The organism is Sulfitobacter geojensis (assembly GCF_000622325.1).
In the GTDB taxonomy this organism is placed as follows: domain Bacteria; phylum Pseudomonadota; class Alphaproteobacteria; order Rhodobacterales; family Rhodobacteraceae; genus Sulfitobacter; species Sulfitobacter geojensis.
This window is the reverse complement of the sequence record NZ_JASE01000005.1, coordinates 1,868,905-1,882,796: the sequence shown is the minus strand read 5'-3', so window position 1 is coordinate 1,882,796 and position 13,892 is coordinate 1,868,905. Positions and strand designations below refer to the sequence as shown.

General features: G+C 57.7%; 11 protein-coding genes. 4 read left to right on the top strand and 7 right to left on the bottom strand.

Annotated elements, in window-relative coordinates:
• Nucleotides 1–59: 59 nt before the first annotated feature.
• Nucleotides 60–1,940, bottom strand: a complete 1,881-nt coding sequence (locus Z947_RS0111135; RefSeq protein ID WP_025044387.1) for a PhoX family protein — start codon at nucleotides 1,938–1,940, stop codon at nucleotides 60–62.
• Nucleotides 1,941–2,197: 257 nt separating this feature from the next.
• Between Z947_RS0111135 and Z947_RS0111130 the strand changes: the two genes are divergently transcribed.
• A complete protein-coding gene (locus Z947_RS0111130) occupies nucleotides 2,198–4,783 on the top strand; it encodes an ATP-binding protein (protein ID WP_025044386.1) in 2,586 nt (861 codons plus the stop codon).
• Nucleotides 4,784–4,824: 41 nt separating this feature from the next.
• Here the strand turns inward: Z947_RS0111130 and Z947_RS0111125 are convergent, their stop codons facing one another.
• The 6 genes from Z947_RS0111125 to ilvD all read right to left on the bottom strand — a co-directional run bounded on the left by Z947_RS0111125 (nucleotide 4,825) and on the right by ilvD (nucleotide 10,979).
• Nucleotides 4,825–5,367: a MarR family winged helix-turn-helix transcriptional regulator gene (locus Z947_RS0111125; protein ID WP_025044385.1), complete on the bottom strand. Its 543-nt coding sequence runs from the start codon at nucleotides 5,365–5,367 to the stop codon at nucleotides 4,825–4,827.
• A 2-nt stretch (nucleotides 5,368–5,369) separates the two neighbouring features.
• Nucleotides 5,370–6,671, bottom strand: coding sequence for a TRAP transporter large permease (locus Z947_RS0111120; RefSeq protein WP_037938863.1), 1,302 nt, complete (start codon nucleotides 6,669–6,671; stop codon nucleotides 5,370–5,372).
• The gene (locus Z947_RS0111115) at nucleotides 6,671–7,183 is read right to left on the bottom strand and encodes a TRAP transporter small permease (RefSeq protein WP_037938861.1); all 513 of its coding nucleotides are present in this window, start codon (nucleotides 7,181–7,183) and stop codon (nucleotides 6,671–6,673) included. Before Z947_RS0111115 ends, Z947_RS0111120 begins: the two co-directional genes overlap by 1 nt.
• Before the next feature lie 71 nt (nucleotides 7,184–7,254).
• A complete protein-coding gene (locus tag Z947_RS0111110) occupies nucleotides 7,255–8,301 on the bottom strand; it encodes a TRAP transporter substrate-binding protein (RefSeq protein WP_025044382.1) in 1,047 nt (348 codons plus the stop codon).
• 66 nt (nucleotides 8,302–8,367) lie between these two features.
• Nucleotides 8,368–9,255, bottom strand: coding sequence for an NAD(P)-dependent oxidoreductase (locus Z947_RS0111105; RefSeq protein ID WP_025044381.1), 888 nt, complete (start codon nucleotides 9,253–9,255; stop codon nucleotides 8,368–8,370).
• On the bottom strand, nucleotides 9,252–10,979 hold the full coding sequence (gene ilvD, locus Z947_RS0111100; protein ID WP_205623828.1) for a dihydroxy-acid dehydratase: 1,728 nt from the start codon (nucleotides 10,977–10,979) through the stop codon (nucleotides 9,252–9,254). Before ilvD ends, Z947_RS0111105 begins: the two co-directional genes overlap by 4 nt.
• 98 nt (nucleotides 10,980–11,077) lie before the next feature.
• Here ilvD and Z947_RS0111095 point away from each other — a divergent pair, with 98 nt between their 5' ends.
• The 3 genes from Z947_RS0111095 (at nucleotide 11,078) to Z947_RS0111085 (ending at nucleotide 13,790) form a co-directional block, all read left to right on the top strand.
• On the top strand, nucleotides 11,078–11,857 hold the full coding sequence (locus Z947_RS0111095; protein WP_025044379.1) for a hydroxypyruvate isomerase family protein: 780 nt from the start codon (nucleotides 11,078–11,080) through the stop codon (nucleotides 11,855–11,857).
• Entirely contained in the window at nucleotides 11,854–12,642 is a 789-nt protein-coding gene (locus tag Z947_RS0111090) for a 2-keto-4-pentenoate hydratase (protein WP_025044378.1), read from the top strand. The genes Z947_RS0111095 and Z947_RS0111090 overlap by 4 nt, the downstream gene beginning before the upstream one ends.
• A 146-nt stretch (nucleotides 12,643–12,788) precedes the next feature.
• The gene (locus Z947_RS0111085) at nucleotides 12,789–13,790 is read left to right on the top strand and encodes a PAS domain-containing protein (protein ID WP_025044377.1); all 1,002 of its coding nucleotides are present in this window, start codon (nucleotides 12,789–12,791) and stop codon (nucleotides 13,788–13,790) included.
• Nucleotides 13,791–13,892: the final 102 nt, after the last annotated feature.

The window sequence follows — 13,892 nt, the reverse complement described above, 5'->3', positions numbered from 1 at the left end:
AGGTGAAAGGGCCCTGACGGGATCGTCAGGGCCCCACATCAATCTTGATGAGTTGGAATTTATCCAACCGGCGCGTTGTCATCACGTTTGATCGCGATGATGCTTGAACGCGCCAGCTTGCCCTCGCCATCGGGGAACGGGGCCTTGGGGTGCTGGATGCCGACAAACATCGTGCGGCGATCGGCGGACCACGTCAGCCCCGTCACTTCGGAACCATATGGGCCGGTCATGAAGCGTTCGATGCGCCCCGTCACCGGATCGCCTGCAAGCATCTGGTTGTTGCCCATGCCGGCAAAGTCACCTTCGTTTTTGAAATCGCCATCTGTCTGGATCCACAGCAGGCCCGTGCTGTCAAACATCATCCCGTCGGGTGAATTGAACAGGTTGCCGGAATTGATGTTTTCGGATCCTGCCTTGGCACCTTCATGCACGTCAGGATTGCCCGCCATCACATAAAGATCCCATGTGAATTCGGTGGCTGCATGATCATCGTCCGCCGGACGCCAGCGCACGATCTGGCCGTATTTGTTGGCCTCGCGCGGGTTCGGGCCACCGACCGGCGTTTCATCCCCGCCGGCGTTCGTCTTGATCCCGCGATTTTTGTTGTTGGTAAGCGCACAGTAGCATTCGACCGCAACCGGATTTACCGCAACCCATTCGGGACGATCCATCGTTGTCGCGCCGACCTTTGAACCTGCTTGACGGGTATAGATAGCGATTTCCGCAGCCGTCATGCCTGTGGCTTCCGGCGTCAAGGCGACCCAGGAACCGGTCAGATCATCATTGAATTTAGCGACATAAAGCTGGCCGTCATCCAGCAGGGTGCTTGTATCGCCGCCCGGTGTGTAAACCCCGTTCGAGACATATTTATACATGAACTCACCGCGCTCATCGTCTCCCATATAGACGACCACCTGACCGTTCGGGGCAAGCGTTGCCGCCGCGTTTTCGTGTTTGAAACGCCCCAGCGCTGTGCGTTTGACCGGTGTCGACGTCGGATCGGACGGATCAATTTCTACGATATATCCGAAACGGTTCGGCTCATTGGGGTTTTTCGCAACATCAAAACGCGCATCAAAGTTTTCGTAAGCGTACCGCCCTTTCAACCCGATCCCGTAACGCGCGTATTCTGCTGGCGTTTCAAAGCTTTGATCGGGTGAGCCGAAATAGCCGTTAAAGTTTTCTTCACAGGTCAGATACGTCCCCCAAGGCGTCTTGCCGGCCCCGCAGTTGTTCATCGTGCCCAATACGGTGCGCCCTGTCGGATCGGCTTCGGTCATCAACAGGGCATGACCCGCTGCCGGTCCGGTCAGCTCCATCGGTGTGTTCTGCGTGATGCGCCGGTTGAGCGTGCTGTCAACGACGATATCCCAGCCGTCTTCGCCTTCGGCCACTTCCATCACCGTAACGCCCTGAAGGTTTTGCAATTTTTCGACATCCTGCGCGCTGGCGGGTGTGCCGCCGTCATTTTGGGGCAGGTTCAGTTTCGGGTTCACGTATTCGTGGTTTACGGCGATGACTTGACGATGTCCCACCGAAAAGATCTCCATGCCGTCTGTATTCTCGCCAAAAACGCGGTCGGAGGACGCCAGATCCCCGCCCGTCTGGTGATCAAGCTCGGGCGCGTCGGAAAACAACGGCTGGCCCCACTTTGCAACCGGATGCCAGCTGTACCCGTCGGGCACATGGATGGTGGCATCGGTGGCGATTGGAACAGGTGTGAAACCGATACGGCTGGTGGTTTGTGCCACGGCGGCGCTTGAGTTCAGCAAACCGGTGCCCATTACGGAGGCCCCTGAACCAAACGCCACCGCACGGCCCAAAAACCCGCGACGGCTCATGGCGTTATCTACAATGCCATCGAAATCGGTGACGTCGGGACGGGGGCTTTGCAGTTCGTCCCATTCGTCCCAAGACAGATGTGAGGTATCGTTGGTCATTGTTCCGGCTCCATGCGCGCATTTCATACTAGCGTGGCAGTAGGCCAGATTTGATGCAACCAAATGAAAGTTTTGTAAGACATTTGTAACATGCCCCTGTGCAATCTTCCTGCGGGTCTGACGCCACGCACACCGCCCAAATCCACGAACCGGATCGCAAAAGCGCAGGCGAACACTGGCGTCACATGGCAACAATGCCATTAGTTGTCTAATATTGTGCCACAATTTGACCTAATTAGCAGATCATGAACACGCCAATGACAGGCGACGCAATCGGCCTGACGCGTGAAGCGCCTTTCGATGGCGGGCAAGTAAGTGGCAAGTTCAGTATGACCTATGATGTTAAAGCTAAATGGATCCAAAAGATCGTTCTGGTCTTTTGCCTGGGCTTGTCTTTCCTGTGTTTTCAAATTGTTCACAACATTGCCGAACGCCGTTCCAACGAAAGCTTTAACGTCCTTGTAGATCAAGGCAGCGCGGCGCTAAACAGACGGGGCGAAGACCTAAATCGCACGTTGGACGGGGTCGCCGGACTTATTCTTGCCTCCTACTCGGTATCTGCCGCCGAAATGGCGCGATATGCGCAGGCATTGAAAGTCGTTGAAAATGTGCCGACCCTTGATGCGATCGGCTTTGCCACGTTTGACAAGTCTGTTCCGCGCCTCGGCACCGCCAAAAATAGCGGTTGGACCATCGACGACCATAACGCCACGATCACCGTTACCGAGAGCGACCCGACCAGCGATCATCTTTCCATTCGCGTGATGGAGCCAAGCGCGCCCAACATGCGGTTCTTAGATGCAGACTTTGGCAGCAACCCGCAAATTCTGGCTGCGGCAAAAACGGCCTTTGAAACGCGTGAAACGCAGTCAACCGGCGTGCTGCCGCCCGCTTTCTCCAGTGCTGCGCATCCTCAGGCGTTTTTGCTTAAACCTGTTTTCAAACCCTCACAGAACCCGACACGAACCGATGCGCAACAGGGCGAATTCCTTGGGTTCGCTTTTGTGGTGGTCAATGTCCCGCAGGTTTTCCAAGACCTTACAGTTTCGCAGGGAAAACTGCTGGACTTAAGCATTGTCTTCGACGGCAATGAAACCGAAGTACTGGAAGCGGATCAACAAAGCGCGCCCGGTGCCACTTCGCCGGAGTACAGCGTTCTTCGGTCCGCCCACCGGTTCGGCAAATCCATTTCATTACGGTGGGACAGCAGACCGGAGTTCGAAGCCGAGCAACCCTTCCGCGCAAGGTGGTTTGTCTTGGGTCTGGGGTTCCTGGTCACAGCATTGGTCGGGGTAAACTCCAGCATCCTGATTAAACGAAATCGTACCGTTTCAGAACTGGTACGACGTAAATCGCGCGAGATTGCAACGCGCACCATGGAGAAACGTGCCATCCTTGGTAACGCGATGCTGGCAATCGTATCGGTCACGCAATCGGGGCGGATCATTCATGCCAACGAGGCTTCCAGAAAATTTCTGTCCTTGACTGCGCCGGACGCCGATTGGAATGGAACAAATCTTGCCGAGCTTTTACCGGGGTTTGACATCACATCTGCGGATGGCTGGACAAAACTTACCGTCCCTGCCCCGCATGCCAATGCTGGCCCGCTGATCCTCGAGGTTGAGAAAAAGACATGGCAAACGGCAGATGGCGAAACACGGATCACGCTGCTGTTGCGCGACATTACTGCCAACGAAAGGCTTGCGCAGGAAGTTGCTGAAACCGAACAACGTCTGAACCTTGCCCTGATCGGGGCGGAAATCGGCGTATTCGATGTAAACCTTAAGCAAAACACGTCGGTTGTTTCCGAAACGTGGTGCAAAAGCCTGCACATTGCCGCGGAACCCGCGCGCCGGAACCCTTATGTGGAACAATTCAGCCGCATGCACCCGGATGATCTTGCGGTGCTGCAAAAAGCGGAAGCCACCTGCATCGCCGGCCTGTCCGACCGCGCCGAAGCCCGCTTCCGCATCCGGGGGGAAAACGGCGAATGGCGCTGGATCAAATCCGAAGCGGTGATTGCCGAACGCGCCAAAGACGGCACAGCCTTACGTATGCTCGGTATCCAGACGGACATCACCGAAAGCTACAAGCTTGAGCAAATGAAACGTGATTTCGTCGCGACAGTCAGCCATGAATTGCGCACGCCGCTGACATCAGTCAACGGGGCGCTGGCCCTGATGCAAGCCCAACAACAAGGTAAGGAGCCCGACGGCTCTGCGCGGTTGATCGAAATCGGGATCAAGAACTGTGACCGCCTTCTGAGCCTTGTAAACGACATTCTGGACATGGAAAAAATCAACACCGGCAACATGCGCCATGACACCCAACCCGAAGATGTTGCCGATATTTTACGTCTCGCCACCGAACAGTTGGAAACCTATGCGTCGCAATGGAATGTGAATGTCGAAGTGAACGCCCCCGCTTTCGCGCAATGCATCCGCACCGACAAAAAGCGCGTTATGCAGGTTTTAACCAACCTTTTGTCCAACGCCTGCAAGTTCGCCTATAGCGGCACGACAGTCTGTCTTAGCGCGGAACACATGTCCGATTGCACAAAGATTTCTGTGCGTAATGTCGGGCCGAGCATCCCCGAAGATTTCCGCGACAAGATCTTCCAGCCGTTTTCGCAGGCCGACAACTCCAACACCCGCGAACGTGGTGGCACGGGTCTGGGGCTGAACATATCGCGGCATCTGGTCGAAGCGATGGGCGGCACCATCGGATTTGAAAGCGGTGAGAATGACGAAACCGTGTTCTGGTTTACGTGCCCAAGGGCGATGGATGCGCCCCTGCCAGAAAAACAGGATCCGCTGGTCCATGAACACCAGAACGCCGCCTAAGAGGCCGCCGTGCCGCCCCTTCAGCGCGACGGTCGCCGTGCTTACTCTTCCCGGTTTGCGGCCTGTGTTTCCAGACTGCTGATCAGGTCCTTCATCGTATCGACAAAGGCCGTGTATCGGTCGTCGCCGATGGCATCATAGAGCGCTTGCAAGTGGCCGACCGCTTTGGCTTCCATCTGCGCTTGCAGCTCGATCCCGGCTTGGGTTGCGGTGCTGAGATAAATACGCCGGTCCGCGTCCGAACGTAGCCGCGTGATGAACCCTTCGTCCTCCATCCAGCGCAACGCTTTGGTGACGCTGGATTTGTCCCGCGCAGAGGCGGCACCGATCTGGGTCTGACTGATGCGCGGATTGCGCACAATCAGGGTCAGGATCGTGAAATACCCCGGATGCAGGGCATCCCCCCCCAACCGCGCGCGGAAATCCTCATAGGCCACCTCATAGGCGCGCCGCAGGTACATGCCGATAAATTCGTGCAGGATGCCGTGATCCAGTGTCGCACTGTCCGGCGCTTGGGCGGTTTCGAAAGACAAAGCAGTGCCGGGTGTTTCGTCCTTGGGGTCGGGAAGGTTTTCATCAGCCATTATCAGCGCGCCATCAATGGCAGGACCATGACGATCCAAGGGAAGGCTATGATGATAACGATCCGGACGATATCGGCAAGAACGAAAGGTAAAATACCACGATACATGTCCCCCACTGACAGATCCTTGATTACTGATTTGATCACGAACAGGTTCAATCCGACAGGCGGGGTAATCAGGGAAAGTTCCGTCACCATAACGGCAAAGATGCCAAACCAGACCGGGTCAAACCCGAGCTGCGTCACAATGGGAAAGAAAATCGGAACGGTCAGCAGGATCATCGACAGGCTTTCCATAAACATGCCGAGAAACAGATAGATCACGAGGATCATCAGGATCACGGCTGTTGGCCCAAGCCCCTGCGCAAGGATCAGCTCGGACAAAGCTGAGGGAAGGCCGATCAGGTTCATGAAGTTGGAAAAGACCAAAGCCCCGATCAAGACCAGAAACAGGCTGGCCGTTGTCAGGACCGTTTCAACCAATGATCCTACCAGCCCTTCCCACGACAAGGCGCGCCGCCACAGCGCAAAGGCCAATGCGCCGGTGGCCCCGACACCCCCCGCTTCGGTGGGGGTGAACACGCCTTTATAAAGCCCGCCGATGATGCCGATGAACAACAGCAGGATGGGCCCAACACTGCGCAGATACCGCGCCCGTTCATGCCAGTCCGCACGCGGTGCAGCGGGCGCGCAGCTTGGGTCGATCTGGGCGGTGATGCGGATGGCAACCAGATAAAGAAGGATTGCCAAACCGCCCGGCAAAATGCCGGCGATGAACAGCGAACCAATGTCAGTGCCCGTGGCAATGCCATAGAGCACCAGAATAACGGAAGGCGGGATGAGGATACCCAAGGTACCACCCGCCGCAACCGCAGAGGCGGCAAAACCGTCGGCATAGCCATAGCGGCGCATTTCGGGCACGGCGACCTTTGCCATCGTTGCCGCCGTGGCCAGTGATGACCCGCTGAGCGCCGAAAAACCGCCGCACGCAAGGATCGTCGCCGCCGCGAGCCCACCGCGCATATGGCCCACGAAACCATGACACAGCCGGTACAGGTCTTCGGACATACGCGCGCGCGTCACGAAGACGCCCATCAGGATAAACATCGGCAGCACAGACAGTTCATATGACATCGTGGCATTGATTGGCAGTTGGCCGATCATGCCCATCGCCTTGCGCTCGGATATGTTGATCCAGATGCCGGACAGGCCAACCAACAACATCGCGATCGCAATCGGCATGCCGCCCATCATCATGACAAAGACACCGCCAAAAGCGATGGCAGAGATTTCCCAAACGCCCATCAGATGTCCCCTGCCGCTGTGGTCTTATCCGCCGGATCGCGCCTGAAGGCTTCAAGCGCACATAAAAAGAACGCCAGCGCGGCAAATACCAGCAACACGGCCATGCTTTGCGCGATCAGCCCTTTGGGCACACGCAATTCCATCGTCACCTCGTTATAGGTCAGCAGGCGTTCACCCTGAAGCCACACCCGCCATGCGATGAACCCCATCAGGGTACCGCCCACAAGATCAGACATCAAACCGGTAATCTGGCGCAGTTTCACCGGAAACCTATCGGTAAGGATCGTCACAGAGATATTGCCACGATGGCGGATCATCAGCGGCAAGGCCGTAAAGACAATCAGCCCCATGCCGATCTCGATCATTTCAAACCCGCCCATCAGCGGTTTGCGCAACCCGTATCGCATGACGACACCGGTAAAGGTGACGGCCATCACGAAAAACGCGATCAGGCCGGACAGCCATGCCAGCAGCAGGGAAATCCTGTCGAGAATGGAAATAGCGGATGTCATGGGGGCCTCGCTGGCGTTTTGACGCATATCAAGGGGAATGGCGGCACCGTCAACCGGTGCCGCCGCCGCAGTTACTTGACCACGTTCACCGATTTATCGGCGCGGTAGTTTTCGACCATGTCGCGGGCGTATTGCAGGATTGCCTCGCCATCGTATCCCCGATCGCCGGCTTGCGCCAACCACTCGGTTTCAAGCGGTTTCAGCTTTTCACGCGCTGCGGCCACGTCCGCTTCCGGCAAGGTGATGAACTCGACGCCCTGCGCGTTCAGCTTTTCCTCGCCATATGTGTCGCCATTGGTCCAGGCGAAACCGGAAAGCATCGCGATGGCCATACCGGAATGTTTCTCGACCGCGGCGCGTTCGCCGTCCGACAGCCCGTCCCAGCTGTCCTGATTGAACGCGACCCAGAAGGTATCGGTATAGAGACCACCTGGAATGCGCGTGATCGAGGAAATCACCGGCGTAATGCCGAAAAAGTCGATGGATTCCGACGGAAAGGTAATCCCGTCAGCCACGCCGCGCGACATGGCTGTTTGCGCCTCTGTCGGGGGCAGTTGCACCGGCGATGCGCCCAGTTCCGACATCATCCGACCGGTAACGTTGCCGCCAACGCGGATCGTCTTGCCCTCAAGATCGGCAAGCGTTTCGATGCGCCCTTTGGCCATGTTGATGTTGGGGTTGGAGTGGGTAAACAAGCCGACAACATGCGCGCCATCATGTTCGCCATACTCTGCCCCGAACTTTTGATAGGTCAGCCATGATGCGGCAGAACCGGCCCATGGATCGGGCGACATAAAGGGCAAATCCATCACCTGCGTCATAGTGAAACGCCCCGCATTGTGACCCGAAACGCCGTACCCAACGTCGAAAGCCTGATCCAACAACAGATCGAATTGCGCAGGGGGCGGCCCCAGTGAAGAAGTCATGATTTCGAATTTCAGCGAGCTACCGGTCTCGTTTTCAATCGCAGCGGCCCAAGGTTCGAGAATACCGGATACAATCAGATGATGTGGGGGCAACCAAGATCCCACTCTCAGCGTCTTTACCTCTTGTGCAGCAGCCGAAAATGCTGTGGCCCCAAGTGCGGCAGCCATGGCCAACGTCGTAAATATCTTCATTTCGTTATCTCCCTCTGGTTCATCGGTAAAACAGCCTGTTCGTTATCCTGCTCGGCGCGGTGACGCTTAAAGCGCACTGGCACCACTCAACTTGAAAATCTCCAAAGCATCCGCCTCGTTTCCGCCGCGTGCGCTCAACAGCCTGAACTGCTCTGCTGCCATGGCGGTAAAGGGCACCGCTGAGGTGCAGGACCGCGCAAGATCGGTGACAGAATCCAGATCCTTCAACATGGTATAAACGTGGCCCAATGGCGGTTCGTGCTGCGCGTTGACCATACGGGGCAGGAAGATTTGCAAGGGCTTGCTGTCCGCAAACCCGCCCTCCAGCGCTTCGGGCAACCTTGTGGCGTCAACGCCCGCATTGGTGGCAAGACGCGCCGCTTCCGCCAGCACCGCCATCGTGCAGCCGACGATCACCTGATTGCACAGCTTCGTTGTCTGCCCCGCACCAGACGCCCCCATAAGCGTGAACTTTGCTGCCATTTTCAAAACCACGGTTTCGACTTTTGCAAAGGCCGCAGCATCACCGCCCGCCATGATGGCAAGCGTGCCCGCTTCGGCACCGGGCACGCCACCGGACACCGGCGCGTCGATCCACGCCATGCCGGTTTCGGCGAGTAGCCGCGCAGACATTTCGCGCGTCGCTTCGGGCTGGATCGACGAGAAATCGACCAGCACCGCCCCCTTGCGCGCACCCTGTGCCACCCCGTTTTCACCAAACACGGCTTCTTGCACGGCTTTGGTGTCGGTCAGGCACATGAACACAATGTCGGATTTTGCCGCCACATCAGACGGATTGTCGCCAAGGGCAGCCCCCTTTTCGACCAGCGGCTCTGCCTTGGCCGCCGTGCGGTTCCACACAGTCAGAGCAAAACCTGCATCCAACAGGCGTGCCGACATGGGCGCACCCATCAGGCCGGTACCGATGTAGCCTAGCGTTGGGGTATCGGTCATTTATCTGTTCCTCTTGTGCGGGGTTCGGGCCATTGCGCGTTGCCGGCATGGGTGACTGCGCCCTCATGCGCCTGCCCCACGGTTGCTGCGTATTTCGACAACAACCCGGCCCGGTGGCGCGTTTCGGGCGCGGTCCAGTTTGTGCGGCGCTTGGCCAGTTCTTCATCCGGGACGTCCAGTGTAATGGTCGCCGCCTTGCCGTCGATCGTGATCACATCGCCGTTTTGCACCAATCCCATCGGCCCGCCGGTCGCGGCCTCGGGAGCCGCGTGGCCGATGCACATGCCCCGCGTCGCACCGGAAAAGCGGCCATCCGTCAGCAGGGCCACTTTTTCGCCCATGCCCTGCCCGTAGATCAACGCCGTAAGTCCCAACATTTCGCGCATGCCCGGGCCGCCGACCGGGCCTTCGTTGCGCACAATCAGAACCTCGCCTTCCTTGTAATCACGTGTATGTACCGCCTCGACGGCGTCATCCTCGCTTTCGAAAACCCGCGCTGTGCCGGTGAAGGTCAGGGATTGTAGCCCCGCCACCTTTAACAAAGCGCCGTCGGGGCAAAGGTTGCCCTTCAACACCACAACACCGCCCGACGCCATGATCGCATCGGACACCGGCCGGATGATTTCGCCATCCGGCGCGGGGGCATCAGCCACTTCTTCGGCCAGCGTGCGTCCTGTCACCGTCAACGTGTCACCATGCATAAAGCCGTTGGCGATCAACTCCTTGATCACGACATGCGCGCCACCGATTTCGTAAACATCTTTGGCGTGGTATTTGCCACCGGGGCGCAGATTGCCGATGAACGGGGTGCGCTGAAGCACCTCGGCGACGTCATCCGCGGTGAACTTGATACCCGCCTCATGGGCGATGGCCGGAATATGCAGCGCTGTATTTGTCGAGCCACCTGTCGCGGCGACAATGGCACAGGCGTTTTCCAACGCCTTGCGGGTCACGATATCGCGCGGCAAGGGACCACCGTTTTCGATCAAATCCATCACCAATGCGCCGGCGCGCTGCCCCACCCCTTTGCGTTCTGAATATACCCCGGGGATCATGGAAGAATTGGGCACCGTCAGCCCCAAAGCCTCTGACACCATCGCCATCGTGTTTGCGGTAAACTGACCCGCGCAGGCCCCAATGGTCGGCTTGCAGGCTTCTTCCAGCTGGGTCAGTTCGTCATGGCTCATGGTGCCCGCTTGCACGGCGCCGACGGCCTCGTAAGTGTCCAGAACGCTGACGTCACGTCCCTGAAAGCGACCCGGCAAGGCAGAACCGCCATAAACAAAAACCGACGGCACGTTACAGCGCACCATGCCCATGATCACACCGGGCAATGTTTTGTCACAGCCGCCATACCCAACGATTCCGTCATAGGCGTGGCCGTGGATCACCGCTTCGATGCTGTCGGCGATGATCTCGCGACTGACAAGGCTGAACTTCATGCCTTCGTGGTTCATTCCGACCCCGTCAGACACCGAAATGGTGGTGAATTCGCGCGGTGTCCCGCCCGCCATGCTGATCCCGTCCTTGGCGTATTCGACCTGCGCGTAGTGGGTCATGTTACAAGGGGTCGTTTCCCCTTTCTGGCTGACCACGCCCACCATCGGCTTGGCGATGGCAGCATCATCCAGCCCCATCGCATGCATGAACGCGCGGTGCGGGCTGCGGTCGATCCCATCGGTTGTAATACGCGAACGCAACGGCATTTTGGTCGTTTCGGCCATAAAGGCACCCCCAAAGAAAGTTTCTTAGTAGAATGTTTCTGCTTGAACCAAATCACTTTATGCCGTTTTCTGTCAACGATGAATTTGAGGGGCCGCAGATGCACTTGATCGCCAACCTGTCGATGATGTTTCAAGAAGTCCCCATGCCGCAGCGTGTGCAGGCCGCACGGGATGCCGGTTTTGCGGGTGTGGAAATTCAATTCCCCGAAACCGGCGCACTTGAAGAGATCAAGGCCGCGTCTCTGCGATGCGATATGCCCGTCACGCTGATTAACGTACCGCGCGGTACCGGCGATGCGGTCGGCTTGGCCTGCCTGCCCGATCAGGAAGACGCTTACCACGCTGCCGTAGCAATCTGCCGCGCCAATGCGCGGGCTTTGGGCGTACAAAAGATCAACGTCCTGTCGGGGCGCCCTGCCAAGGGCACGCCGCACGCGGACAGTCTTGCGACGCTGGAACGCAACTTGATCTACACCGCAGAAGTCATGGCCGACATCGACGTTCAGGTGATGCTGGAACCCGTCAACCGCGTCGACGTTCCTGGATTTTTCGTATCGGGACTGGATGAGGGTTTGGCCGTCTTGCATGCCGTGGATCATCCCAACCTCGCCTTGCAATTCGACCTATATCACATGGCTCTGACCGAACCCGATTTGCCGGCCGCGATCCGGCGTGCGGGCGCGCGCATCGGCCATGTTCAATTCGCCGACACGCGCGGGCGCCATGAACCCGGCACCGGGACAATCAACTTTGCCGCTGCTTTCGAAGCACTGCGCGACACAGGGTATGACGGTGCGGTTTCCGCGGAATATATCCCCCTCAAAACGACAGCCGAAGGCTTGGGCTGGATCAAAGATTTCAAAAGGATGCTGACATGACGAATGCTGCGGAAGTTGCCAAAAGGATCGTACAGGACTTGAAAACCGGCGCACCGTTCAACGGCTATGGCACCACGCCTGCGCGCAGCGTTGAACAAGCCTATGAAATACAGGACATCGTAACATCCGGCTTGCTCTACGCGGGCAACTTAGGCGCGGTCGGGGGCTGGAAGATCGCGGCAAACTCTGCCGCCTTGATGGAGCGGTTCAAGTTGGATGAACCCGCCACCGGCCGCGTTTTCAGTGCCCAGCGCCACAGCGACACGGCCTCCCTGCGCGCTGATGATTATATCGAATTTGCCTTCGAACCCGAAATCGCAGCGCTGATCAAGACCACACTTGATCCGGCAGATGCCCCCTTTTCGGCTGAAGTGGTGGCAAGCGCGATTGACGGCTTCGTTGCGGGGATCGAACTTTTGGACATGCGCAAAACCGACATGCCCAACACCCATATCCCGGACGCCATCGCACAGAATATTTCAAATGTTGGCGCCGTCTGCGGCACTGACGGCGTTGCGCCGGACCAGCTTGATGCCAGCACAGTGCACACGGTTGTCACGATCGACGGTGAGGTGCGCCACGATGTAACCGGCGGTGCGCCGCAAGATCCGCTGGCTGCGGTCACGTGGATCGCGAACCATCTTGCTGCGCGTGGTCTGACGCTTGCGGCTGGTCAGGTGGTGCTTTGCGGTACGCACAGCCCAATCCTGTTCAAGCAAGGTGCAGGCGAAATCGTGGTCGAAATGTCAGGCCTTGGAAAGGTAACGGTCAACCTGACCGCCTGACCCCGCGCGGTTGGCCGCAGAGCACCTGTTGCCAGCCCTCACAAATCCAGTGTATTCTTCCCAGACCTCATAGCGCTGCGTCTTAATGATTGACTACTCATAAACGGCACTCACGATGGGTAAGGTCAAAAGAAGATGGTACTGATTTGGAAATCTTGAAAAGCAAACCCCGTTGGGATCTGAAAAACGACAGGGCAATTGCGCAGGCAGTGCGCCATGCCCGCATTCCACTTTGCATTTCCGATCCGAACGTCGCTGACAATCCGATCGTATTTGCGAATGACGCATTCATGGCCCTGACCGGTTATTCCAAAGACGAGGTCATCGGCAAGAACTGTCGTTTTCTACAAGGAACCGGCACCACAGCAGAAAGCGTCAACGCCGTGCGCCGCGCCATCGATGCGCAACAGGTCGAAACCGTCGAGATCGTGAACTACCGCAAGGACGGATCCAGTTTTCTGAACGCCCTGCAAATTGGCCCGATCATGGATGATGACGGCAAGGTTATGTACTTTTTCGGCTCGCAACTGGATGTCAGCGAGAAACGCGAAGCTGAAAAGCGCGCGCGGGCGCTGGCCGATGCAGAGCTGATCCACCGGCTGCGCAATATTGTGAATGTCATGGCCGTGGTAATCGAAATGACGGCGCGTGAAGAGGATGACACGAGAACTTTAAGCGGAGTTGTGGTTGAACGGCTGCGCGCCCTAAGCGATGCGCATCTGCAAACCGTGGGCCAGCTTGACGAGATGGCGAATGTCGAGATGGCCGAGTTGGGCACCACTATTCTGGCCGCTTATGCGCCGAAGGGAAAAGCGCAATTCAGTCTTGAAGGGGAGCAGGTTGTGTTGCCCTCGCAATTGCTGTCCTGCATTGCGCTTGGCCTACACGAGCTGGCGACAAACTCGATCAAACACGGTGCTTTGGGCGTTGCGACAGGCACGGTCCAACTGACGTGGGACGTCGCACTTGACGATGAGGATCAGATGCTGCGCCTGACGTGGCAGGAAAATGACGGCCCCCCTGTCGTGGAACCGGAACGGCAAAGCGGATCAAGGATCATCAATGACCTGATCGAAGCGGTAGGCGGTGCGCTGACACTGGAATGGAACGCGGCAGGGCTTATCGCCCGCGCACATTTCCCGCTTTAACGCAAAGCAGTCGGAACATTTCGCGCCTTTGCGGGTTGAACCGTTACTTTTGGGTTTCTCATGCCTTTTTGAACGGGCCGCCCCCGCTCCTTGGCGTGCGGG